This window comes from Arthrobacter sp. CJL-S3 (assembly GCF_056711635.1).
In genome coordinates, this window is record NZ_CM160046.1 from 3,565,587 (window position 1) to 3,588,050 (window position 22,464).

The following is a 22,464-nucleotide window of genomic DNA, read 5'->3' on the forward strand; positions in this document are numbered from 1 at the left end:
CCGGATGAGTTCACCGCACGGCGGGCCGTCCAGCACGGACGGCCCGCCGGACTTCTCCGCGCCGTCTCCATCCGCGCCGTCGTCAGCGACGCCGGCTCCAACTGCGGCTTCTGCCCCCGCCGCCGGGACCGCCACCCTGCCGGTTCCGGTCCGGGCCGACGGCGTCCAGCTCCTCGGGGAGACCCAGGGCTCCGGCTACCGCGAGGCACCCTCCCTGGTCCGGCGTGCCGACGGCCAGACGCTGCAGCTCACCCGGCTGCTGTACCTGATCCTCGAGGCGATCGACGGTGCCCGCGGTCCCGAGGACATCGCCAGCCACGCCAGCGCCGGATTCGGCCGGCTGGTCAGCGCCGACAACGTCCGGACCTTGATCGACTCCCAGCTCCTGCCCCTGGGCCTGCTGCAGCTGGCCGACGGCTCCCAGCCCGAGGTCCGCAAGGCCGACCCGCTGCTTGGGATGAAGTTCCGTTACACCGTCACCGACCCGGAGCGCACTCGCCGGATCACGGCCCCCTTCGCCGCGCTCTTCAACCCGCTAATCGTCGTTTTGGTGACCGCGGCCTTCCTCGCCGCCTGCTGGTGGGTGTTCATGGTCAAGGGCCTGGCCTCCGCCACGCATGAGGCCTTCGCCAACCCGGGCCTGGTGCTGCTGATCCTCGCCGTGACCATACTGTCCGCCGGGTTCCACGAGTTCGGGCACGCGGCGGCCGCCCGCCGCGGCGGCGCCACCCCCGGGGCCATGGGCACCGGCCTCTACCTGATCTGGCCCGCATTCTTCACCGACGTCACGGATTCCTACCGGCTGGGCCGCGGCGGCCGCCTCCGGACCGACCTCGGCGGGCTGTACTTCAACGCGATCGTCGCCGTCGCCATCATGGGCCTCTGGTGGGCCACCGGCTTCGACGCGCTGCTGCTCGTGGTGGTGACCCAGGTCCTGCAGATGGTCCGGCAGCTGCTGCCGCTGGTCCGCTTCGACGGGTACCACATCCTCGCCGACGCCACCGGGGTCCCGGACCTGTTCCAGCGGATCAAGCCCACCCTGCTGAGCCTGCTGCCCTGGCGCCGGAAGGACCCGGAAGCGCAGCTCCTCAAGCCGTGGGCCCGCGCCGTGGTCACCGCTTGGGTGCTCATCACCGTCCCGCTGCTGCTCTTCAGCCTGGTCCTGATGGTGCTGTCCCTCCCCCGGCTCCTCGGCACCGCCTGGGACAGCGGGCAGAAGCAGTACGCCATGTTCAACAGCGCCCTCGCCGGCGGGGACATCGTCGACGCCGCCGTGCGGATCCTGGCGATCGCCGCCGTCGCGCTTCCCGTCCTGGGGATCCTCTACATCCTGTTCCGGCTGGTCCGGCAGCTCGTCACGGCCCTGTGGCAGAAGACCCGCGGCAGGGCCCTTCAGCGCGGGACGGCCCTCGCCGTGATCGCGGTTGTAACAGCCGGCGTCGCCTGGGCCTGGTGGCCCGGCGGCGAGAGCTACCGGCCGGTCCAGCCCTACGAGCGCGGAACCCTGGCCGACGCCACCACCGCGATCTTCCCGGCCGGCTCCACCACGGGCCTGCGGGAAGGCCGGGCCGGCCGGACCGTGGCGCTCTGGCCCGCCGGCGCGGAGAAGCCCACCCGGGAGGACCCGCAGCTGAGCATGGTCCTGGTCCCGCGCGACGCCGGAACCGCCGGCACGGCGGCGCCCGCCTGGGTGTTCCCGTTCGACCAGCCGGCCGCACCCGAGGAGGACGGCAACCAGTCGCTCGCCGTCAACACCACCGACGGATCCGTGGTCTACGACGTCGCCTTCGCGCTGGTCTGGGCCGACGACGGCGAGGACGTCACCACCCGCAACGAGGCCTACGCCTTCGCCAGCTGCGCGGACTGCGCCGCCGTCGCCGTGGGCTTCCAGGTGGTGCTGATCGTGGGCCAGACCGACGTGATCGTCCCGGAGAACCTCTCCGCCGCCGCGAACTACGACTGCGTACGGTGCCTGACCTACGCCCTGGCCAGCCAGCTGGTCCTGACCCTGGACGGGCCGCTGAGCACCGAGGGCATGACGAAGCTCAACGAGCTCTGGCAGCAGATCGCGGAATACGGCCGGACCCTTGAGGATGTGCCGCTCTCGGAGATCCAGGGGCGCCTGGACGCGTTCAAGGCCCAGATCATGGAGGTCATCCAGTCCGACCCCAGCGCCACGCCGCGGGTTCCGTCCGGCACGGCTCCTGCCACGCCGGGGACTTCGCCGAGCCCTTCGGCCACGTCCTCGGGCACCACGGGGGCAACACCCGGCGCGACTCCCGGTGCGACGGGGACCGCGCCCGCGGCCACGTCCACGGCCACGGCACCCGCGGGTGCGCAGCCCACGCAGCCCGCGGGAACGGCCACCGCACCGGCTACCGTCACGCCGTCGCCCTCTCAATCGGCCACGGCCCCGCCGGCGCCGTAAGCCGGAAGGCCCGGAGCCGGTGGGCCCTCGGCGGCCGGGAGGCCCGGAGACTGGGTGCGCCGGGCTGACGTAGCGCTCCCCCTGCCCATCGATTGCTCCGTAACCGCCCTTTTGGACCCCCATAAGGGCCGTTGGGGAGCAATCGATGGGGGGAGCCGGTGCTCTTCCCCGGCGGCCGGCCCGCTTGTAGGCTGTGGATCGGAGAGCCGGGAAGCCTGGTCGGCCCGCTGGCGGTGCGCCTGCGGAACGCCCTGGCGGCCGCCTCGGTCGTTAGGCCGGACCGAGGGAAGGACCCCGATGACCTCTGCAGCAGATCCCGTCATTGAAGCCACGATGCTCGGAAAGACGTTTGGCCCCACGCGGGCGCTGGACGGCCTGGACCTCAGCGTCGCCGCGGGTGAGGTCCACGGCTTCCTGGGCCCCAACGGTGCCGGCAAATCTACGACCCTCCGCGTCCTCCTGGGACTCATCCGCCCGACGTCGGGCACGGTCCGTGTCTTCGGGCTGGATCCGTGGCGCGACCCGGTCAGTGTCCACCGGGACGTCGCCTACGTCCCGGGCGACGTGAGCCTGTGGCCGAACCTGACCGGCGGCGAGGTCATTGATCTGCTGACGGGCCTGCGCGGCGGCGCCGATGAACGGCTGCGGCGGACGCTGATCGAGGACTTTGACTTTGACCCGAAGCGGAAGGCCCGCGCCTATTCCAAGGGCAACCGGCAGAAGGCGGCACTGATCGCCGCGTTCGCCCGCCCGGCGCGGCTGTATCTGCTGGACGAGCCGAGCGCCGGCCTGGATCCGGTGATGGACACCGTGTTCCGCAGCCAGATCCGGCGGGTCCGCGACGACGGGGCGACCGTGCTGCTCTCCAGCCACATTCTCAGCGAGGTCGAGCAGCTCTGTGACCGGGTGACGATCATCCGCTCCGGCCGGGCCGTCGAAACGGGAACCCTGACCGAGCTCCGGCACCTGAAACGGACCCACTTCAGGATCGAGGGCGGCGCCGACCCGGTCATGCTGGCGGCCATTCCGGGCGTGCAGGGCGTCCGCGCGAACGGTACGGCCGTGGAGTTCGACGCTGACGCCGCGGACCTGGCACCCGTTCTCGCCGCCGTCGCCGCCGGCGGCGTCAGCGGCCTGACCGTGTCCCCGCCGTCGCTGGAGTCGCTGTTCCTCCGGCACTACAGCGACCGGGACGGGCAGGCGCGCTGATGTCCGGCGTCGTGCGGCTGGCACTGGCCCAGGCGCGCCGGGACCGAGTGCTCCTTCCGGTCTGGATCCTGGGCATAGCACTGCTGGGGTTCGTCACGGCCACCGCGGTGGCCACGGAATTCGATGCAGAATCCGAGCGCGCGGCCATCATCGGCGTCGCCGTGGTCAGCCCGGCGTTCCTGTTCCTGCGGGGCCTGCCGGACGGGACGGGCATCGGAGCGGTGGTGTTTTTCCAGGGCTACGCGTTCACGGCCGTGCTCGCGGGACTGATGAGCACCTTCCTGGTCATCCGGCATACCCGGGCCGACGAGGAGCTGGGACGCGAGGAGATCCTCGGGTCGCTTCCGGTCCCCCGCGCCGCGTCCCTGGCGGCGACGCTGCTGCTGGGTGCGGCCGCGAACCTGGTGCTGGCCGGGTGTGTGGCCGCGGGCTTCGCTGCCGCCGGGCTGCCCGGCACCGGCGCGGTCACTGCCGGCGCGGCCGTTGGTGCGGTGGGGGTTTTCTTTGTCGCCGTCGCCGCGGCGGTCGCCCAGGTTATGCCGTCGGGACGCAGCGCGAACGGTGCAGCCGCGGGCATGGTCGGCGCCGCGTATCTGCTCCGCGGCATCGGCGACGCCTTCGGCACCCCGAATGCCGATCTGACCCAGGTCACGAGCGGCTGGGCCTCGCTGTTCTCGCCGATCGGCTGGGGCCAGCGCTCCCGGCCCTTTTCGAACCCCGACCCGGTGCCGCTGCTGGTCCTGACGGCGGCGGCCGCCCTCGTGGCCGTTGTTGTCCTGGTGGTCCGGAGCCGACGGGATCTGGGCGGGAGTCTGCTGCCCGAGCGGGCCGGCCGGGAGCGCGCCGGTGCCGGCGGGACCTCGTTCCTGGGCCTGGCCTGGCGGCTTCAGCTGTCCACGCTGACCGGCTGGTGCGTAGGCGCCGCTGTCCTGGGGGCCCTGGCGGGCGGCCTCGGGCCCGTGGTGACCGATGCGGTGGCCGGGAACGAGTCGCTGAAGGAACTCATCGGCCGGCTCGTGCCGGGCAGCCGTGCCGAGATCATCGATGTGTTCACCGCCGCGCTGCTGGGCATCGCCGGGGTCTTTGCCGCGGCCGCAGGCGTCCAGGCGGTGCTGCGGCTCCGTGCGGAGGAGGTCGAGGGCCGGGCCGAACTCCTGCTGGCCGTCCCGAGGTCCCGGGCGCGCTGGCTCGTCGCCAACCTCGTCCTGGGCGCCGCCTCGGTGACCGTAGTGGCCGCCGTCGCTGGCACCGCGGCCGCCGTCGGGCTGTCCCTCTCCGGCACGGGCAACCCGCCGGGGGCGCTGTTGATCGGTGCCGCGCTGGCGCATGTCCCCGCGGCCGCGGTGTTCCTCTCGGCCACGGCGGTGGTCTTCGCGGCGGCACCCCGTCTGTGCATTCCAGTGGGCTGGGGGCTGCTGGCCGGCGGCCTGGTCCTGGGTCAGTTCGGGGAACTGCTGCGGCTGCCGTCCTGGGTGCAGGATCTGAGCCCGTTCCGCCACTCCGCGGCCATGCCGGTTGAACCGTTCGACCCGGCGGCGGCCCTGGCCCTGACCGCCGTCGCGCTGCTGGGGGCCGGGATTGCTGCCTACCTGATCCGGCGTCGTGATCTTGCCGGCTGACGCTGCGTCAGTGCTCGGCCGGTTACGGGCATTCTCGCGCTTATAGCGGTTATTGCGGTTATGTACATTTCGGCAATGACTGGATAAAATTCAGTTATGAGCGAGATGTCTGTGACTGACGCGCGAAGCCGTCTTTCCGAGGCGGTCGACACTGCCCGGGTGAACCATGAACCGGTGTACCTGCTGCGTCGCGGACGCCGCGTGGCAGCATTGATAGATGCCGAGGACCTTGCGAAACTGATCGAGGCGGCCGAAGATCTAGATGATCTCCGGGCGGCGAACGCAGCGCGGACAGAAATGGCCGACACCGGCGAAGGCCCTGTGCCCTGGGAGCAAGTCAAGGCGGAACTGGGCCTGGCGTGAGCTACGCCGTGCAGGTTGCTCCGGCCGCCGTCCGGCAGTTGCGCAAACTCCCTCCCGACGCCCGCCGACGCATCCAGGCCGCAATCGAACTACTTGCCGAAACACCGCGGCCGCCCGGCGCCAAGAAACTCTCCGGCAGCAGCGGCGACTGGCGTGTCCGCACCGGGGACTACCGGATCATCTACGAGATCCGGGACGCCCAGCTCATCGTCCTGGTCGTCGCCATGGGCCATCGTCGAGAAATTTACCAGCGCTAGGGCCGGGGATCCGCCGCACGGCCCTAAATCTCTGGACAGCCGGGCAGAGCCGGTTAGGGCTCCATTTTCGCCCCAACCTTGCCGGGGACTTCAGTCCGGAAGCCGATCAGCTTGTGGGTGCCGTCGCAGAAGGGCTTGATCGCAGAGGCGCCGCAGCGGCACAGGGCGACGGTTTTGCGCTGCCGGGGCACGGGTTCCCCGGACGGCGTGACGATCTCGAAGTCGCCGCGCACGAGGATCGGTCCGTCGGGGCAGACGACGATGGAGTTCTCGGCGGAGGATTCAGGCGGGTTCTGGTTCATCGGTGCTCACTGTCTGGGGTTTGAAGGGGCCGGGCGTCAGGCCGTGGTTCAGGCCGCGGCGGGGGTGGCCGCGCGAAGCGAGGACTCGCCGTCGTCCCAGGCCCCCATGATGTGCTGCGTGAGGCGGGCGTCGATGGCCATCACCGCCGTCGCGCCGAACAGGACGTCCCGGAAGAGGTCCGGTTCCGACTCCACGAGGCCGCCGGCGAGATCCCGGCCCGCGATCTGTTCATGGACGGCGTCGGCCTCGACGTGCTCGTCGAAGTACGCGGTCACCGCGGCCCCGAATCCGAGGCGCCGGAACCCGTTGCCGTACAGCTGGTTCGGCCGGGACGAGGTCATCTCATAGATCGCCAGGTGACCCGCGACGGCTCCGCGGAGCCGGCGGTTCAGCCCGAAGAGGGACATGACGTTGACCGAGGCGAGGGCGATAGGCGGAACGGCGTCAGCATAGGCGCCGTAGCGGTCGTCCAGCCCCAGCCCGCGCATGGTCCGGGCGAAGAGGGTGCTGTGCATGCGGTCCGGGCGGCCGCCGCCGTACTCGTCCGCCTGGATCTCCACCAGCGCGGCCTTGGCCCGGCCGTGCAGCCGCGGGATCGCCCACGTGTGCGGGTCGGCTTCCTTGAGCTGATAGATCGATTTGTGGATCAGGAACTCGCGGAGCTGCTCCAGGGTCGCCTTCTTGGCCACGTGGCGGGACATCCCCGGTCCGCCCTCCTGGGCCGCGATCGCGAACAGGATGCTTGCCACTGCGTCGCTGTCCAGGCCCGCGGCGGAATCAGGCTGGTCAGGGCCGGCGGGGTCTGCACTTGCGTGGTCTGCACCGGCGTAGGGGCGGGCCGCATCGCGCAGCGCCCGCTCGAAGGGTTCCTCGAGCAGCTGCCTCAGCGCGATCAGACCGGGGTGCCATTCCCAGTGGTCGGTCACGCCGTCGAGGCCTCCGTAATGGAGTTCGTACAGGCAGAAGAGGCTCAGCTGCACGTCGCCGTCGTCGATGATGTCATCAGTGAGCGGAAGCTGTGCCGCGGCGAGATCCTGCAGGGCGGCCATCGCCGCGGGATCGTCTCCAGGGCTGCCGGCGAGGAGCCGGAACAGTCCGTCGCTGATGGGTCCGCGCGCGTGAGGGATGGTCATACGTTGAGAAGTTGCCAAGGCTGGTTCGCTTCCTTGCGGTGCATGTGTGCCGCCGCGTGGCTACAGCAGCTGGGCTTCGAGGCCGTGCACGCGGCGTTGAAGCGGGATCCCGGGTGGCTGCGTCACCGCAGATCCGGGAAAAGCGTAGTCGGGATGGATGTCCGGATTCCGAGGAAGGCCGTCCACGCATTTTGTCTACAATGTAGACTCTAAGCGTAGACTACTTCATAAGCAAACTGTCTTTTGTGCCGTTGTCTTTCGACTCTAACCGCGTCCTGACGGCTGGAGTACGGTGACGTGGATGTGGTCCAGTTCGAAGGGCAGCAGGCCATGAATGTCTCCCGAGATCCCCGCCCGGTCACGGTTCGCCCGCGCGCGGAGGCTGTCGATAGATTCCTCCTGACCGCCGGAATCCTCGCCGTGGCCGTCTACGGCATGGGTGACCTCGTCTCCGGCCTGCTGTACAGCGGGTACAGCGGGTACAGCGGGTACAGCTTCAGGGACCAGGCGATCAGCGAGCTCAGCGCCTTCGGCTCGCCGGTGCGCCCGCTGATGGTCACGGTCATCCTCATTCACGCCCTGCTGATGACGGCCTTCGGCGTGGGGATCTGGCGAACGGCTGATCGCAGGAGTCTGCGCTGGGTTGGCGTATGCCTGGTTGCCACCGGACTCATCGGGTTTCCGAACCATACCGTTTTCGCGATGAGCTCCCGGTGGCTCCCAGGCGGCTTCAACGACGTCATGCATATTGTCTTGACGTCTGTTTTCGGCCTCTTTGTCTTCGCGGCTCTCGTCCTTTCCGCGATCGCCTACCCGGGATGGTTCCGGTGGTTCGCGATCGCGACGCTGCTGGTCATCGTGGGCTTCGGGGCCGCGTCGTCGCTTGCCATGCAGGGCCTCGCCCGGAATGAGACGCCCTGGGTCGGGGGCTTCGAGCGGATCAATGCCTACGCGTACTTCGCCTGGATCGTCGTGCTGGCGGTGGTTACACTGCGACGGGTTTCCGCCGCTCCGCCAGATCCCGGCAGGAGCCTGGCGGCTGACGCTGGCTGAACCCCTTTACTCCGGGTTTTCGAGATCCTGGACGGATCGGGACAACAGGCAGAACTCGTTACCCTCGGGGTCACCCAGGACCACCCAGCTGACGTCCAGGCCCTGGCCCACGTCCACGCGCCGCGCGCCGAGGGCGAGCAGGCGGTCGAGCTCCGCGGCGGTGGACACGCCGTCGGCCCGCAGGTCGAAATGCAGCCGGTTCTTGACGGTCTTGCCCTCGGGCACCGCAATCACATCGATGGTGGGCCAGCTTTGATCCTGCGGCGCGATGCTGATGATGCCGCTGTCTTCTTCGACGATGCGCCAGCCGAGGACGGCGCACCAGAAGTCGGCCACCACCCGCGGCCGGATCGCGTCGATGGCAATGACAGCTAATTTGCTTGACATGGCACCACGATAGCCCTCCCCTTCGTTTTGGTGCCTTACTCGCGAAATCCGCCGCGGTTACGGACTGGTGACGCGCGAACGGACCAGCGCTACGGGTATAACGCGGCGCTGAGCCGTTGGCGCGTCATGGGAAGTTTTCCGCAGCGGAAATGGCCGTGGGAGGACTGAGGCAGGGCGTTTCCGTGGGCAGTCAGTCGCTACGTTCAGCACTGCTTCCCGGGCTGGCTTCGTCGCTGCTTCCCGGGCTGGCGACGCTCCTGCCCAGTTACCCGGAACCGCACCCCGCCTCCGCCCCGCAGATCCGCGGGATTGCGTGGGCGAAAGGGGGTGCGGCCGGAAGTAACTGGGCGGGAGCGTCGCGGCGCCGGCGGGAGGGCTGCACTTCAGCCGCCCGCCGGCCCGAAGCAGCGCTTAGCCTGCGTGGTCCTGGAGCTCGGCGGCGCGCTTGCCGGCCTGCAGCAGCGGTGCGAAGAACGCGCCAAGTTCGGCCGTCGCCGTCAGGGGCAGGACGTTGGCCACGTACTGGTCGGGGCGCACCACCACCACCACGCCGCCGCGGTCGAGGCCGCGCAGCTCGAAGATGTCCGCCGACGGATCGGTGGCGTAGACCTTCTCGTAGTCCGTGAGCTGGAACGGACCCACCGAGGGCTTGAACACGGCCGGCACGGCGCCGATGTCGATGCTCGTGTGCTCCTGCTGGTAGATCACCTTCACATCGAACCACGCGTCGCGGTCGGCCCCCTCAGGGGTTGCGGCGAGCGGCGAGTCCGGCGCGTTCGCGATCCACTCGGCGAAGTCGGCAACGGCCGAGCCCGCACCCGGCTGCCCCGAGACCTGGGCAACGGGCACCGCGGCGTCGGCGAAGACATAAATCCGCCAGCGCCCGTCCGCCGTGGCGTGGTGGCCCAGGTGCATCGGGTTGGTGTCGCCGACCCGGACCACGGGTGCGGACTTGAAGCGCTTGCCGACGGGGAAGCCGGTGGCCAGGTCCTGGTGCGTGGCCTCACCGATAAGCATCGAGGGGGTGTACTGGGTCATAAATCCGGCCGGGAACTCGGCGGTGCTCACGTAGAAGTCCTCGAGCTCGGAGGGGCTGTTGAACTCCTCGGGCTTCTTCGCCATCAGCGTCGACCACTCCTTGTCGAAGTCGATGAGGTTCTTTGCGATGACCTGGCGCTCGGCCGAATACGTGGACAGCAGGCTCTCCGGGCTGCGGCCCTCGAGCACGTGCCCGAGCTTCCAGCCCAGGTTGAAGCCGTCCTGCATGGAGACGTTCATGCCCTGGCCGGCCTTGGCGCTGTGGGTGTGGCACGCGTCGCCGGTGATGAACACACGCGGCGCGCGGGTGCCCTGCTGCTCCGGCAGAACGTCGTCGAACCGGTCCGTGAGGCGGTGCGCGACCTCGTACACGCTGTTCCAGGCGACGTTGCGGACGTCGAGCGTGTAGGGGTGCAGGATCTCGTTGGCCTGGGCGATGATCTGCTCGATGGTGGTGCTGCGCACTGCGCCCTTGTCCTCCTTGTCGACCTCGCCGAGGTCGACGTACATCCGGAAGAGGTGGCCGCCTTCACGCGGGATCAGCAGGATGCTGCCGCCGGTGCCGGACTGGATCGCGCACTTGGTGCGGATGTCCGGGAAGTCGGTGACGGCGAGGACGTCCATGACGCCCCATGCGTGGTTGGCTTGGTCGCCGGCGAGGGTGCAGCCGATCGCGTCCCGGACCTTGCTCCTGGCGCCGTCCGCGCCGACGACGTACTTGGCCCGCACGGTGCGCTCCCGGCCGGCGTCGGGCCGGCGGTGTGCAGGAGGGTGACGGTGACGGGGTACTCCGCGCCGTCGTCGACCTCGAGGCTCCGGAACTCAAAGCCGTAGTCGGGGGCCATGCGGGTGGGCGCGTTCGCCATGAACTCGGCGAAGTAATCCAGGACGCGGGCCTGGTTGACGATGAGGTGGGGGAACTCGCTGATGCCCGTGGTGTCGTCCTTGGCGCGTGCGGAACGGACGATTTTGGACGGGTCCGCCGGGTCCGGCTTCCAGAAGGCCATCTCGGTGATCCGGTACGCCTCGGCGATGATCCGCTCGGCGAAACCGAAGGCCTGGAAGGTCTCGACGCTGCGGGCCTGGATGCCGTCGGCCTGGCCGATGGGCAGGCGCCCGCCGCGGCGCTCCACGATCCGGGTGGTGACGCCCGGGAACTGGGACAGCTGGGCGGCGGCGACGATGCCCGCGGGGCCGGTGCCCACAATGAGCACGTCGACCTCGTCGGGAAGGTCTGTGGGCCGGTTGATGCCGACGCCGGCGGCGGGCTGGATTCGCGGGTCACCGGATACGTAACCGTGGTGGTGGAACTGCACGGGCTTTCCTCACTTCTTTGTGGGCACTGCGCGGGGTGGCACTTCGCCGGGCGGCTTCTGCAGCCGTCGCTCTGTGTTCGATAATAGAACTGGACGTTCAATAATAGAATTTCTTTCTCATCCAAAACTGTACGCAGATATGACGTGGGTTACAAGCGCTCTACGAATCCGCCGGGTCCGGGGGTTGACGATCCGCGGTTCCTGGGCAATAGTCTTCGTATACGATTTCGTACTCGATGAGGAGTCATTCTTGGAACAGGTCACCGACCACACCCTGGCAGCGGCCCGCAAGGTCATCGCGGTGCATATCAACTACCCCAGCCGGGCAGCCCAGCGCGGCCGCACCCCCGAACAGCCCTCGTACTTCCTGAAGCCCTCCTCGTCCCTGGCCCTCAGCGGCTCAACCGTGGAACGTCCGGCCGGCTGCGAACTCCTTGGCTACGAGGGCGAGATCGCGCTGATCATCGGCAAGCCCGCCCGCCGCGTGGCCGTCGAGGATGCCTGGAACCACGTCGAGTGGGTCACGGCGTCCAACGACCTCGGCGTCTACGACCTCCGCTGGGCCGACAAGGGCTCCAACCTCCGCTCCAAGGGCGGCGACGGCTTCACCCCCGTGGGCCCGGGACTGATCGCCGCGGACGCCGTGGACCCCGCCGGCCTGCGCATCCGCACCTGGCACAACGGCGAACTGGTCCAGGACGACACCACCGGTGATCTGCTCTTCCCCTTCGCCCGCCTGGTCGCCGACCTGTCCCAGCTGCTCACGCTCGAGGAGGGCGACATCATCCTCACCGGCACCCCCGCCGGCGCATCGGTGGCCAAACCGGGCGACGTCGTCGAGGTCGAGGTCAGTGCCGCAGGTTTCAGCACCGGCGGCGTCAGCACTGAGGGCACGACGGCGGGTGGCGGCGCTGCCGGCGGCCTCACCACGGGCGGCCTCACCACGGGCCGGCTGGTCACCCTGGTGGCGGAGGGCACGACGCCGTTCGGTGACTTCGGCGCGCAGCCCCGGACCGATGACCTGCAGCGGGAGGAGGCCTTCGGCTCCCGCGCGGCGGCCGGGCTTCCCGCGGCTGAGCATGTCCCCTCGGCGGAGGCGCCGGCAACGGAGGAGCCGGCAGCCGCCGTCGTGCCTGTCCTGACCCCGGAGCTGAAGGCGAAGCTGGAAAGCGTCTGCACGGCCACCCTCTCCTCCCAGCTGCGCAAGCGCGGCCTGAACAATGTCAGCATCGACGGGCTCACCTCCACCCGTCCGGAGAAGCGGATCGTGGGCCTGGCGCGGACCCTGCGCTATGTGCCCAACCGCGAGGACCTCTTCAAGACCCACGGCGGCGGCTTCAACGCCCAGAAGAAGGCCATCGACTCCGTCAACCCGGGCGAGATCCTGGTCATGGAGGCGCGCGGCGAAAAGGGCACCGGCACGATCGGCGACATCCTGGCCCTCCGCGCGCAGGTCCGCGGCGCTGCGGCTATCATCACCGACGGCGGCGTCCGGGACTTCTCCGCCGTCGCCGCGATGGACATGCCCACGTACTACGCCAACCCGCACCCCGCCGTCCTGGGGCGCCGGCACATCCCGTGGGACACCGACATCACGATCGCCTGCGGCGGCACCACCGTGCAGCCCGGGGACATCATCGTCGCCGACGCGGACGGCATCCTGGTGATCCCGCCGGCGCTGGCCGCGGAGCTCGCGGACGATTCCATCGCCCAGGAACGCGAGGAGGCCTTCATCACCGAGATGGTGCAGCAGGGCCACAGCGTGGACGGGCTCTACCCGCTGAACGCCGAGTGGCGCGCCCGGTACGTGAACTGGGAAGCCGGCAAAGCCAATGAATGACACCGCGCCCGCCATGGGCACCCACACTGCCACCCAGGCCGCCCCTCGCGCCGTCTCGCCCGCCCCGGCCACGCACACCGCCAGCAAGTCCGAGCAGGCGTACGCGGCCGTCAAGGCCCGGATCGTGGATGGGAGCTACTCCCCCGGCTACCGGCTGGTGCTGGCCAAGATCGCCGAGGACCTGGGCGTCAGTGTGGTGCCGGTCCGCGAGGCCATCCGCCGGCTCGAGGCCGAGGGCCTGGTGAAGTTCGAGCGGAACGTCGGAGCCACCGTCGCCGGGATCGACCCCACCGAGTACCTCTACACGATGCAGACCCTCAGCATCGTCGAGGGCGCAGCCACGGCCCTGTCCGCTCCCCTGATCGGGCCGGCCGACGTGGCCCGGGCCCGGGCCGTCAACGCCGAGATGCGCGAATGCCTGGAGCACTTCGACCCGGTCCGGTTCACCCGGCTGAACCAGGACTTCCACAGCATCCTGTTCGAGCACTGCCCCAACCCGCACATCCTGGACCTGGTCCACCGGGGTTGGAACCGGCTGGCGTCGCTGCGGTCCTCCACGTTCCGCTTCGTCCCCCGCCGCGCCCACGAATCGGTGGACGAACACGAGGCCCTGCTGCGGCTCATCGAGTCCGCCGCCGACGCCGACGTGATCGAAAAAGCCGCCCGCCTGCACCGCTCCGCCACCCTGGACGCCTACCTCGCCCAAAGCAACGCAGGGTCGGTCAGCGCCCATTAAGGGCCGCCGCACCGGCCGTACGTGACCCCGCGCTGCAGTAATCAGCGCCGCCATATCCGTTCAGAAGTTCAGTAGTTCAGTAAGGAAAACAATGACGTTCACTGCCCCTGAAACCACCACCCACTACGTCCCGCAGGACCTCACCACGCACATCCAGCACTACATCAACGGCGAATTCGTCGACTCGGTCAGCGGCAAGACCTTCGACGTCCTGGACCCGGTCTCCAACACCAACTACGCCACCGCCGCGGCCGGCCAGAAAGAGGACATCGACCTCGCCGTCGCCGCCGCCCGCGAAGCGTTCACCAACGGGCCGTGGCCGAAGATGAAGCCGCGGGAACGCGCCCGCGTCCTGAACAAGATCGCCGACGCCGTCGAAGCCCAGGAGGCCCGGCTCGCCGAACTCGAAACCTTCGACACCGGCCTGCCGATCACCCAGGCCAAGGGCCAGGCCCTCCGCGCGGCGGAGAACTTCCGCTTCTTCGCAGACCTCATCGTGGCCCAGTTCGACGACGCCATGAAGGTCCCCGGCGCCCAGATCAACTACGTCAACCGCAAACCGATCGGCGTCGCGGGCCTCATCACGCCCTGGAACACCCCCTTCATGCTCGAGTCCTGGAAGCTGGCCCCGGCGCTGGCCACCGGAAACACCGTGGTGCTCAAGCCGGCCGAGTTCACGCCGCTCTCCGCGTCCCTGTGGGCGCAGATTTTCAAGGACGCCGGCCTGCCCGATGGCGTGTTCAACCTGGTCAACGGCCTCGGCGAGGAAGCCGGCGACGCCCTGGTCAAGCACCCGGACGTACCGCTGATCTCCTTCACCGGCGAGACCACCACCGGGCAGACCATCTTCCGCAACGCTGCAGAGAACCTCAAGGGCCTGTCGATGGAGCTCGGCGGCAAGTCCCCGTGCGTGGTGTTCGCCGACGCCGACCTGGACGCCGCGATCGACTCGGCCCTGTTCGGGGTCTTCTCGCTCAACGGCGAGCGCTGCACCGCCGGGTCCCGGATCCTGGTGGAGCGCGCCGTGTACGAGGAATTCTGCGACAAGTACGCCGCCCGCGCCAAGAACATCGTGGTCGGTGACCCGCACGATCCGAAGACCGAGGTCGGCGCCCTGGTCCACCCGGAGCACTACGCCAAGGTCGCCTCCTATGTGGAGATCGGCAAGTCCGAGGGCCGGCTGCTGGCCGGCGGCGGGCGGCCGGAGCACCTGCCCGAGGGCAACTACATCGCGCCCACCGTGTTCGCCGACGTCGCCCCGGACGCGCGGATCTTCCAGGAGGAGATCTTCGGTCCGGTCGTCGCGATCACCCCGTTCGACAGCGACGAGGAAGCCCTCGCCCTGGCGAACAACACGAAGTACGGGCTCGCGGCCTACATCTGGACCCAGAACCTGACCCGGGCGCACAACTTCTCGCAGAACGTAGAGGCCGGCATGGTCTGGCTCAACAGCCACAACGTCCGCGACCTGCGCACGCCCTTCGGCGGGGTCAAGTCCTCCGGGCTGGGCCACGAGGGCGGCTACCGCTCCATCGACTTCTACACCGACCAGCAGGCCGTCCACATCACCCTCGGCACCGTCCACACCCCGAAATTCGGCGCCTAGCCCAACTGGCTCGCACTTGCGGCCGTTATGAGGTTCCAAAACGGCACCTACTGCGAGTCAGTTGGGTGGCGACGCAGCCGCCCCAGCCGGCCCGCCGTCGTCGTACCTTAACCACTGCCCCTCCTCGACGAAGAGAGAACACCATGAGCAACATCATCCCCAAGCCCTCGGTCCCCGCCCCGGATATTGTCCGCTGCGCCTACATGGAGATTGTGGTTACCGACCTGGCCAAGTCCCGCGAGTTCTACGTGGACCTGCTCGGCCTGCACGTGACCGAGGAGGACGAGAACAACATCTACCTGCGCTCCCTGGAGGAGTTCATCCACCACAACCTGGTGCTGCGCAAGGGACCCATCGCCGCCGTCGCCGCGTTCGCGTACCGGGTGAAGTCCCCCGCCGAGGTCGACGCCGCCGAGGCCTACTACAAGGAACTCGGCTGCCGCACGGAACGCCGCAAGGGCGGTTTCACCAAGGGCATCGGCGACTCCGTCCGCGTCGAGGACCCGCTGGGATTCCCCTACGAGTTCTTCTATGACGTGGAGCACGTCGAACGCCTCACCCAGCGCTATGACCTGTACTCCGCCGGCGAACTCGTCCGGCTGGACCACTTCAACCAGGTCACCCCGGACGTCCCGCGCGGGCGGAAGTACCTCGAGGACCTCGGCTTCCGGGTCTCGGAGGACATCCAGGATTCCGACGGCGTCACGTACGCGGTCTGGATGCACCGCAAGCAGACCGTGCACGACACCGCCCTGACCGGCGGGAACGGCCCGCGCATGCACCACGTCGCGTTCGCCACCCACGAGAAGCACAACATCATCCAGATCTGCGACAAGATGGGCGCGCTGCGGATCTCGGACCGGATCGAGCGCGGCCCGGGACGCCACGGCGTGTCCAACGCCTTCTACCTTTACATCCTCGACCCGGACGGCCACCGCATCGAGATCTACACCCAGGACTACTACACCGGCGACCCGGACAACCCGGTCATCACCTGGGACGTCCACGACAACCAGCGCCGCGACTGGTGGGGCAACCCCGTCGTACCGTCCTGGTACACCGAGGCCTCCCTGGTCCTGGACCTCGACGGGAACCCGCAGCCCGTCGTCGTGCGTGAGGAAAAGAGCGAGATGGCCGTGACCGTGGGCGCGGACGGGTTCTCCTACACCCGCAAGGACGGCTCCCCCGACGGCGACCGGACCGGGTTCAAGCTCGGGGCGCAGCTGTAGCCATGCTGGATGCCCAGACGATTGAGGCCATCGCCGATGAGCTGCTGGAGGCCGGCCGGACCCGGACTCCGGTCCCGCTGCTGACCGCGCGTTATCCGGGGATGACGGTCGAGGACTCCTACGCCGTCCAGCAGCTGTGGCGGCGCCGGAACGAGGACGCGGGGCGGAAGCTGGTGGGCCGCAAGATCGGCCTCACCTCCAAGGCCATGCAGGCCGCCACCGGCATCACCGAACCCGACTACGGCGCCATCTTCGATGACATGGTGCTGGAGACGGGCTGCTCCGTGGCCTGGGACCAGTACAGCCATCCCCGGGTGGAGGTGGAGCTGGCGTTCGTGCTGAAGAAGGACCTCGCCGGCCCCGGCTGCACGATCTTCGATGTCCTGAACGCCACGGACTACGTCATTCCGGCCCTGGAGATCCTCGATTCCCGGATCGAGATGGAGGGCCGGACCATCGTGGACACCATCTCGGACAACGCCGCGATGGGGGCCATGGTGGTCGGCGGGAACCCGGTCCGGCCGGATGCCGTGGACCTGCGCTGGGTCTCGGCCATCCTCTACAAGAACCAGACCGTGGAGGAAACCGGTGTCGCCGCCGGCGTCCTGGACCACCCCGCCAACGGCGTGCACTGGCTGGCCAACAAGATCGCCGCCCACGGGGACGGCATGAAGGCCGGGGACATCATCCTCGCCGGCTCCTTCACCCGGCCGATGTGGGCCTATAAGGGTGATACCGTCCATGCCGACTACGGACCCCTGGGGGTTGTCACATGCCGCTTCGAGTAGAACCCTTCCTTACCTTCCGGGACGCCCTGGCCGCCCAAACCGGCGCTGCCGGCCGGCCGCTGGCCGGGATGTGGGTCTGTTCCGGCAGCCCCCTGGTGGCTGAGCTCTGCGCCGGCTCCGGCCTGGACTGGCTGCTGGTCGACGCCGAACACAGCCCCAACGGGCTCGAATCCATCCTCGCCCAGCTGCAGGCCGTCAACGGCTACCCGGTCCATGTTTTGGTGCGGCCGCCGGTGAACGACACCGTGGTGATCAAGCAGTACCTGGACCTGGGTGTCCAGAACCTGCTGATCCCGATGGTGAACTCGGCAGCCGAGGCGGAGGCCGCCGTGGCCGCCACCCGGTACCCGCCGCACGGGGTCCGCGGCGTCGGGTCCGCCCTGGCGCGCGCGGCACGCTGGAACCGGGTCCCCGACTACCTCGCCCGCGCCTCCGAGACGATTAGCGTCACCGTGCAGATCGAGTCCACGGCGGCGGTCGCCGTCGTGGAGAACATCCTCGCGGTCGACGGCGTGGACGGCATCTTCCTGGGGCCCTCCGACCTCGCCGCTTCCATGGGGCTGCTGGGCCAGCAGGAACATCCCGAGGTGCGTGCCGCCGTCGAGCACTGCCTGGCCGCCGCCGCAGCGGCCGGCAAACCTGCCGGGGTGAACGCCTTCAACCCCGCCACCGCGCACCACTACCTGGCCTCCGGGGCCTCGTTTGTCCTGGTGGGCGCTGATGTGGCGCTTCTGGCCCGCGGCTCCGAGGCACTCGCCGCCGCGTTTATCCGGCCCGACGGCGGCGACACCCCCGCCAGCTACTGACTTGTTCCTGCAGCAATCTGACGCAAGTGGCCGCTATGGGACCCTTGGGTTCTAGCGGTCGCGGCCATTCGTGTCAGATGGGTGCCTGGGGGCGGCGCTCTTCATCAGTTCGTCACAAGTGGTCGCTATACCCGCCCGTTTAGCGGCCATTCGTGTCAGATAGGTGGCCGGGCGCCTCCGGTAGCGACCATTCGTGTCAGATAGGTGGCCGGGCGCCTCCGGTAGCGACCATTCGTGTCAGATAGGTGGCCGGGCGCCGACAGTAGCGACCATTCGTGTCAGATGGATGGCCGGGCGGGCCGCGGTCTTCATCGATTCGTCACAAGTGGTCGCTATACGCGCCCGTTTAGCGGCCATTCGTGTCAGATAGTTGGCCCAGCGCGGGGCGCAACGGCCATTCGCGTCAACTCGGTGTGCCCGGCAGCGCCCTACGCGGGGTGCCGGGACTTCCATTCGTGGTCGAGGATGGCGTAGACGACTTCGGTGGCCCACTGACCCTTGTAGTGCCACTTGTCGACCTGGGTGGATTCCCGCCGCATGCCGAGGCGTTCGCACAGCGCCGCCGACGCCGTGTTCAGGGCATCGAGCTTCGCGTCGATCCGGTGGAAGTGCAGTACCTCAAAGCCGAGTTTCAGCAGGGCTTCGGCGGCCTCGGTAGCAATGCCCTTCCCACGGGCTTCCGGGGCGAGGCTCCAGCCGATCTCGGCCTGGCCGCAGCCCGGCATCCACTTCAGCACGACCTCGCCGAGCAGGCCCGGCGAATCCGCGGCCTCGATGGCCAGGCAGATCCAGTCACCCTCCTTCTCGAAGATGAAGTTGGCGTACTTGCCCACGGACTCCATGGACTTGGTGTAGCTCTTCGCCTCCCCGGGCAGGAACCGGGCGGTCTCGGGCAGCGAATGGTAGGCGTGGTACGCGTCCAGATCGCCGGCCACGAAGCGGCGCAGCACCAGCCGTTTGGTTCGGATCGGCAGCGGGAGGGGCTTGGGTTCCGTCATGCCCCCAACGCTACCCATCGATTGCTCCACAGGTGCCCTTTTGAGCCCCGAAAAGGGCGGCTACGGAGCAACCGATGAGAGGGCGCCCCATCGACTGCTCCGCAGGTGCCGTTATGAGCCCCGAAAAGGGCGGTTACGGAGCAACGGATGAATGGGCGTCCCATCGATTGCTCCACAGGTGCCGTTATGAGCCGCCAAAGGGCGGTTACGGAGCAACGGATGAGGCGAACCTCCGGAGAATGACAGCGTCGATAACCTCTGCGACGGTGCCCGCGGAGAGGTCCGGGGCAGCCATCTCACCGGGCCATTCTTTGCCGCGGGAGACCCAACCCGTCTTCAGTCCGGCCGCGCGGCCACCGGCGATGTCCGCAGTCGGGTGATCACCAATCATCCAGCCCCCGGCAAACCCGACGCCGAGGCGTTCCGCGGCGTTATGGAATATTGCCGGGTCCGGCTTCTTTATCCGTTCTGCCTCGGAAATGACGACGGCATCCACATGCGGCCCCAGCCCGACGGTTTGGATCTTGAGGGTCTGCTGCGCCGTTGTCCCGTTGGTGACGACACCAATGCGCCAGCCGGAGTTGCGGGCCCTCCGGAGAGCGCCCGTCGTCGCAGGGTCCATGGTCATCAGGCCTACATGGTCGTAGAGGAGTGTCTCAACGAGGGCATTGATGCTCAGGTCAGTGCCGAACCGTTCTTTGATGGCGCGGGCCAGGGATTCCCGCGGTTCGTAACCGTCACGGTCCGCCTCAATAAGCCATCCGGCCTCCGAATCGGATCCTCCAAGCGACCGCACAAAGTCATTGGCCCAGAGATTGAACGCGGACGCCCTGTCGACCAAGGTGTTGTCCAAGTCCACGAGCAGCAGCATTCCCTCACACTACGTGCTCGAGGCAGCGCGTTGCCGTCCTAAACGCTGACCGTAGGCAAGGCTGGACGATCAGCGGTGGCCAGACCCGGCGCAACCTGAAGGATCCGCCGGTCGACCGGATTCCTTTCCATATAGCCCACAAAGAGCGCTCGTCACCGGAAGTCACCAGCTCATCGTGCCGCCTTCTGCACAGTACTCGGGGATGAAAATGCAGAGCGGGGTACTTTTCGTTTGCGGCCGGCTAGGGGTCCGAAGGATTTCCGTCGCGAAATCATTCGAGGGCTAGGCTTCGGACATGCCAAATTCCCTGGAAGAGTCTGTTGAGGCTGCGGAACTGGCTGTATTCGCTCGCAAGAAACTTTCGCTTAATGCGGCGGCAGACGCGAGGTTTCCGGGCAGGTTTGAATCGTTCGGCGACGGCGGCTTGCGGGCAAGCGTGGCAACTGGAGATCAATACGACTTCCTCAACACCATCGAAGGCATAAACGATCATTCGGCCACGGCCCTGCCCGACATCATCAAGAGATTCCCGAATCCATGCCGGATAACCTTCGTCGCAACTCTCCCGTCACAGAACCTCATCGACTGGTTTCGAGGCGAGGGTTAAGAACCGGCACCCGTGCGACCAATCGCCTTCCGGCACTTGAGCGCTGATCTCAGCCGGAACCGAACGGCCGCTGAGCCGTGGCGGATACGTGAAGTCGTGACCCAGGATGAGGTGGCACTCTTCCTGGATCTTCTTGGCGAGGGCTACCCGGCGTCGAGCGAAGTAAGGGCTTTGATCCGGACCGAGCACGCTCACCCGGCCATTCGTGGTTTCATCGCTTCGCGCAACGATCAGCTTCTTCTCGCCGCAGCAGCGATGTCCCTTCACGCCACGGTCGCGGTACTCGGCGGCGCTTCCACGCTTCCGGAAGCCCGAGGCACTGGGGCTCAAACCGCGCTCCTGGCTTACCGGCTCCTACTCGCGACAGACCTGGGCGTCTCCTTGGCCGCGGCCACCGCAGCTCCAGGATCACCCAGCATCAGCAACCTTAGGAAATTAGGATTCACCATCGTTGAGCGGACAGCCTGGCGTCTTCCAACCGGATGAACCGCGCAGTCGGCTGCTCCGTAGGTGCCCTTTTGAGCTCCGAAAAGGGCAGTTACGGAGCAACCGATGAAGGGGGTGTCCATCGACTGCTCCGTAGGTGCCGTTATGAGCCCCGAAAAGGGCGGTTACGGAGCAACCGATGAAGGGGGTCTCCATCGACTGCTCCGTAAGTGCCGTTATGAGCCACCAAAAGGGCGGTTAAGGAGCAACTGATGTGGGGTGGGCGACGACGGCGGCGGTGGCCTCGGCGATCGCCCGCTCCTCGTCGGTGGGGACCACGAGCACCGGGATGGCCGAGGACGGGGTGGAGATCACGCGGGGTTCCTTGGAGCGTTCGCGGTTCAGGCCGTCGTCGAGCAGCACACCCAGGGCGCCCAGCCGCTCCGCCACCAGGGCGCGGAACTGGTGCGAGTTCTCTCCGATCCCGGCCGTGAAGACCAGGGCCTTCGCCCCGCCGACGGCCACGTGGTAGCCGCCGATATACTTAGCGAGCCGGTAGGAGGCGACGGCGAGCGCCATGGCCGCCCGGGCGTCGCCGGCTTCCGAAGCCTCCACCACGGAGCGCATGTCGTTGTTGCCGGCCAGGCCTTTGAGCCCGGACTGGCGGTTGAGCATGGCGTCGAGGTCTTCCGGGGACCAGCCGGCGCGGCCGAGGAAGACGAGGATGGACGGGTCCAGGTCGCCGGAGCGGGTGCCCATCACCAGGCCCTCCAGCGGGGTGAAGCCCATCGAGGTGTCCACGGACTGGCCGCCGCGGATTGCGGTGACCGAGGCGCCGTTGCCGAGGTGGGCGATGACGGCGTCGAACTCCTCCAGCGGGACATCCAGCAGCGCGGCCGCCCGGTGCGCGACGTATTCGTGCGAGGTGCCGTGGAAGCCGTAGCGGCGGATCCCGTGGTTGGCGTAGAGCTCCTCGGGCACCGCGTAGCGCCAGGCATGCTCGGGCAGGGTGCGGTGGAAGGCGGTGTCGAACACGGCGACCTGCGGCATGTCCGGCCACTTCTTGGAGATCGCGCGGATCCCGAGCACGTTCGCCGGGTTGTGCAGCGGCGCCAGCGGGTTGAGCCGCTCGATGGCGCGGGTGATCTCGTTGTTGATCAGGACCGGCTCGGCGAAGCGCTCCCCGCCGTGCACCACCCGGTGCCCGACGGCGTCGAGCTCCCGGTCGCCCAGGGCCGCGTGGATCTCGGCGTCCACCTGTTCCAGCGCCTCGGCGTGGTCGCGGGGGCCCTCGATCTCGCCGTCGCCCTCACCGCCGGTGCCCATGCCGATCTTCTCGACGAGCCCTTCGGCGAGCACACTGCCGGCCTCGACGTCGCGGACCTGGTACTTGAGCGAGGACGAGCCTGAGTTGATAACGAGCACGAGCATGGGGCCTCCTACGCCTTGGC

Annotated in this window: 20 protein-coding genes and 1 pseudogene; 13 read left to right on the forward strand and 8 right to left on the reverse strand. The window is 68.3% G+C overall.

Features of this window, described 5'->3' with window-relative positions; translation table 11 throughout:
* Nucleotides 1–4: 4 nt before the first annotated feature.
* The 5 genes from AC06G6_RS16320 to AC06G6_RS16340 all read left to right on the forward strand — a co-directional run bounded on the left by AC06G6_RS16320 (nt 5) and on the right by AC06G6_RS16340 (nt 5,876).
* Entirely contained in the window at nt 5–2,428 is a 2,424-nt protein-coding gene (locus tag AC06G6_RS16320; RefSeq protein WP_479823744.1) for a hypothetical protein, read from the forward strand.
* Between the two features lie 297 nt (nt 2,429–2,725).
* Nucleotides 2,726–3,637, forward strand: coding sequence for an ABC transporter ATP-binding protein (locus AC06G6_RS16325; RefSeq protein ID WP_479823746.1), 912 nt, complete (start codon nt 2,726–2,728; stop codon nt 3,635–3,637).
* A complete protein-coding gene (locus tag AC06G6_RS16330) occupies nt 3,637–5,256 on the forward strand; it encodes an ABC transporter permease subunit (protein WP_479823749.1) in 1,620 nt (539 codons plus the stop codon). The genes AC06G6_RS16325 and AC06G6_RS16330 overlap by 1 nt, the downstream gene beginning before the upstream one ends.
* Nucleotides 5,257–5,352: 96 nt before the next feature.
* The gene (locus AC06G6_RS16335) at nt 5,353–5,619 is read left to right on the forward strand and encodes a type II toxin-antitoxin system Phd/YefM family antitoxin (protein WP_479823751.1); all 267 of its coding nucleotides are present in this window, start codon (nt 5,353–5,355) and stop codon (nt 5,617–5,619) included.
* Nucleotides 5,616–5,876: a type II toxin-antitoxin system RelE family toxin gene (locus tag AC06G6_RS16340; protein WP_479823753.1), complete on the forward strand. Its 261-nt coding sequence runs from the start codon at nt 5,616–5,618 to the stop codon at nt 5,874–5,876. Before AC06G6_RS16335 ends, AC06G6_RS16340 begins: the two co-directional genes overlap by 4 nt.
* A 53-nt stretch (nt 5,877–5,929) precedes the next feature.
* Here AC06G6_RS16340 and AC06G6_RS16345 read toward each other — a convergent pair whose 3' ends face one another.
* Nucleotides 5,930–6,178 (reverse strand): CDGSH iron-sulfur domain-containing protein, encoded by a 249-nt coding sequence (locus tag AC06G6_RS16345; RefSeq protein WP_479823755.1) that lies wholly within the window; start codon nt 6,176–6,178, stop codon nt 5,930–5,932.
* 48 nt (nt 6,179–6,226) lie between these two features.
* Nucleotides 6,227–7,312 (reverse strand): iron-containing redox enzyme family protein, encoded by a 1,086-nt coding sequence (locus AC06G6_RS16350; RefSeq protein ID WP_479823757.1) that lies wholly within the window; start codon nt 7,310–7,312, stop codon nt 6,227–6,229.
* A 330-nt stretch (nt 7,313–7,642) separates the two neighbouring features.
* Here AC06G6_RS16350 and AC06G6_RS16355 point away from each other — a divergent pair, with 330 nt between their 5' ends.
* Nucleotides 7,643–8,365, forward strand: a complete 723-nt coding sequence (locus AC06G6_RS16355) for a DUF998 domain-containing protein (protein ID WP_479823759.1) — start codon at nt 7,643–7,645, stop codon at nt 8,363–8,365.
* A gap of 6 nt (nt 8,366–8,371) precedes the next feature.
* Here AC06G6_RS16355 and AC06G6_RS16360 read toward each other — a convergent pair whose 3' ends face one another.
* Both AC06G6_RS16360 and AC06G6_RS16365 read right to left on the reverse strand, forming a co-directional pair.
* Entirely contained in the window at nt 8,372–8,752 is a 381-nt protein-coding gene (locus tag AC06G6_RS16360; protein ID WP_479823761.1) for a VOC family protein, read from the reverse strand.
* A 411-nt stretch (nt 8,753–9,163) separates the two neighbouring features.
* Nucleotides 9,164–11,106, reverse strand: a pseudogene (locus AC06G6_RS16365) (FAD-binding monooxygenase).
* 250 nt (nt 11,107–11,356) lie between these two features.
* Between AC06G6_RS16365 and AC06G6_RS16370 the strand changes: the two are divergent.
* The 6 genes from AC06G6_RS16370 to AC06G6_RS16395 all read left to right on the forward strand — a co-directional run bounded on the left by AC06G6_RS16370 (nt 11,357) and on the right by AC06G6_RS16395 (nt 18,111).
* Nucleotides 11,357–12,946 (forward strand): fumarylacetoacetate hydrolase family protein, encoded by a 1,590-nt coding sequence (locus AC06G6_RS16370; protein ID WP_479823763.1) that lies wholly within the window; start codon nt 11,357–11,359, stop codon nt 12,944–12,946.
* The gene (locus tag AC06G6_RS16375) at nt 12,939–13,682 is read left to right on the forward strand and encodes a GntR family transcriptional regulator (RefSeq protein ID WP_479823765.1); all 744 of its coding nucleotides are present in this window, start codon (nt 12,939–12,941) and stop codon (nt 13,680–13,682) included. Before AC06G6_RS16370 ends, AC06G6_RS16375 begins: the two co-directional genes overlap by 8 nt.
* A 91-nt stretch (nt 13,683–13,773) precedes the next feature.
* Nucleotides 13,774–15,288, forward strand: coding sequence for a 5-carboxymethyl-2-hydroxymuconate semialdehyde dehydrogenase (hpaE, locus tag AC06G6_RS16380; RefSeq protein WP_479823768.1), 1,515 nt, complete (start codon nt 13,774–13,776; stop codon nt 15,286–15,288).
* A gap of 143 nt (nt 15,289–15,431) precedes the next feature.
* Nucleotides 15,432–16,517, forward strand: a complete 1,086-nt coding sequence (gene hpaD, locus AC06G6_RS16385) for a 3,4-dihydroxyphenylacetate 2,3-dioxygenase (protein WP_307461175.1) — start codon at nt 15,432–15,434, stop codon at nt 16,515–16,517.
* A 2-nt stretch (nt 16,518–16,519) separates the two neighbouring features.
* The gene (hpaH, locus tag AC06G6_RS16390; RefSeq protein WP_479823770.1) at nt 16,520–17,305 is read left to right on the forward strand and encodes a 2-oxo-hept-4-ene-1,7-dioate hydratase; all 786 of its coding nucleotides are present in this window, start codon (nt 16,520–16,522) and stop codon (nt 17,303–17,305) included.
* On the forward strand, nt 17,290–18,111 hold the full coding sequence (locus AC06G6_RS16395) for an HpcH/HpaI aldolase family protein (RefSeq protein WP_479823772.1): 822 nt from the start codon (nt 17,290–17,292) through the stop codon (nt 18,109–18,111). Before hpaH ends, AC06G6_RS16395 begins: the two co-directional genes overlap by 16 nt.
* Before the next feature lie 428 nt (nt 18,112–18,539).
* Here the strand turns inward: AC06G6_RS16395 and AC06G6_RS16400 are convergent, their stop codons facing one another.
* Nucleotides 18,540–19,109 carry a GNAT family N-acetyltransferase gene (locus tag AC06G6_RS16400; RefSeq protein ID WP_479823774.1) on the reverse strand — a complete coding sequence of 190 codons (570 nt, stop codon included), beginning with the start codon at nt 19,107–19,109 and terminating at the stop codon, nt 18,540–18,542.
* A gap of 205 nt (nt 19,110–19,314) precedes the next feature.
* Nucleotides 19,315–19,980, reverse strand: coding sequence for an HAD family hydrolase (locus tag AC06G6_RS16405; RefSeq protein WP_479823776.1), 666 nt, complete (start codon nt 19,978–19,980; stop codon nt 19,315–19,317).
* Between the two features lie 295 nt (nt 19,981–20,275).
* On the opposite strand from AC06G6_RS16405, the gene AC06G6_RS16410 reads away from it, so the two are divergent.
* On the forward strand, nt 20,276–20,587 hold the full coding sequence (locus AC06G6_RS16410) for a hypothetical protein (protein ID WP_479823778.1): 312 nt from the start codon (nt 20,276–20,278) through the stop codon (nt 20,585–20,587).
* Here AC06G6_RS16410 and AC06G6_RS16415 read toward each other — a convergent pair.
* Both AC06G6_RS16415 and AC06G6_RS16420 read right to left on the reverse strand, forming a co-directional pair.
* Nucleotides 20,549–20,917: a hypothetical protein gene (locus AC06G6_RS16415; protein ID WP_479823780.1), complete on the reverse strand. Its 369-nt coding sequence runs from the start codon at nt 20,915–20,917 to the stop codon at nt 20,549–20,551. The two genes, AC06G6_RS16410 and AC06G6_RS16415, sit on opposite strands and share 39 nt — an antisense overlap.
* Before the next feature lie 354 nt (nt 20,918–21,271).
* Nucleotides 21,272–22,444, reverse strand: a complete 1,173-nt coding sequence (locus AC06G6_RS16420; protein ID WP_479823782.1) for an acetate kinase — start codon at nt 22,442–22,444, stop codon at nt 21,272–21,274.
* Between the last annotated feature and the right edge of the window lie 20 nt (nt 22,445–22,464).

Bases quoted from the DNA above. Each gene is read 5' to 3' on its own strand.
- AC06G6_RS16320 (WP_479823744.1), top strand. From the start codon at position 5: ATGAGTTCACCGCACGGCGGGCCGTCCAGCACGGACGGCCCGCCGGAC.
- AC06G6_RS16325 (WP_479823746.1), top strand. From the start codon at position 2,726: ATGACCTCTGCAGCAGATCCCGTCATTGAAGCCACGATGCTCGGAAAG.
- AC06G6_RS16330 (WP_479823749.1), top strand. From the start codon at position 3,637: ATGTCCGGCGTCGTGCGGCTGGCACTGGCCCAGGCGCGCCGGGACCGA.
- AC06G6_RS16335 (WP_479823751.1), top strand. From the start codon at position 5,353: ATGAGCGAGATGTCTGTGACTGACGCGCGAAGCCGTCTTTCCGAGGCG.
- AC06G6_RS16345 (WP_479823755.1), bottom strand. From the start codon at position 6,178: ATGAACCAGAACCCGCCTGAATCCTCCGCCGAGAACTCCATCGTCGTC.
- AC06G6_RS16350 (WP_479823757.1), bottom strand. From the start codon at position 7,312: ATGACCATCCCTCACGCGCGCGGACCCATCAGCGACGGACTGTTCCGG.
- AC06G6_RS16355 (WP_479823759.1), top strand. From the start codon at position 7,643: ATGAATGTCTCCCGAGATCCCCGCCCGGTCACGGTTCGCCCGCGCGCG.
- AC06G6_RS16360 (WP_479823761.1), bottom strand. From the start codon at position 8,752: ATGTCAAGCAAATTAGCTGTCATTGCCATCGACGCGATCCGGCCGCGG.
- AC06G6_RS16375 (WP_479823765.1), top strand. From the start codon at position 12,939: ATGAATGACACCGCGCCCGCCATGGGCACCCACACTGCCACCCAGGCC.
- hpaE (WP_479823768.1), top strand. From the start codon at position 13,774: ATGACGTTCACTGCCCCTGAAACCACCACCCACTACGTCCCGCAGGAC.
- hpaD (WP_307461175.1), top strand. From the start codon at position 15,432: ATGAGCAACATCATCCCCAAGCCCTCGGTCCCCGCCCCGGATATTGTC.
- hpaH (WP_479823770.1), top strand. From the start codon at position 16,520: ATGCTGGATGCCCAGACGATTGAGGCCATCGCCGATGAGCTGCTGGAG.
- AC06G6_RS16395 (WP_479823772.1), top strand. From the start codon at position 17,290: ATGCCGCTTCGAGTAGAACCCTTCCTTACCTTCCGGGACGCCCTGGCC.
- AC06G6_RS16400 (WP_479823774.1), bottom strand. From the start codon at position 19,109: ATGACGGAACCCAAGCCCCTCCCGCTGCCGATCCGAACCAAACGGCTG.
- AC06G6_RS16405 (WP_479823776.1), bottom strand. From the start codon at position 19,980: ATGCTGCTGCTCGTGGACTTGGACAACACCTTGGTCGACAGGGCGTCC.
- AC06G6_RS16410 (WP_479823778.1), top strand. From the start codon at position 20,276: ATGCCAAATTCCCTGGAAGAGTCTGTTGAGGCTGCGGAACTGGCTGTA.
- AC06G6_RS16420 (WP_479823782.1), bottom strand. From the start codon at position 22,444: ATGCTCGTGCTCGTTATCAACTCAGGCTCGTCCTCGCTCAAGTACCAG.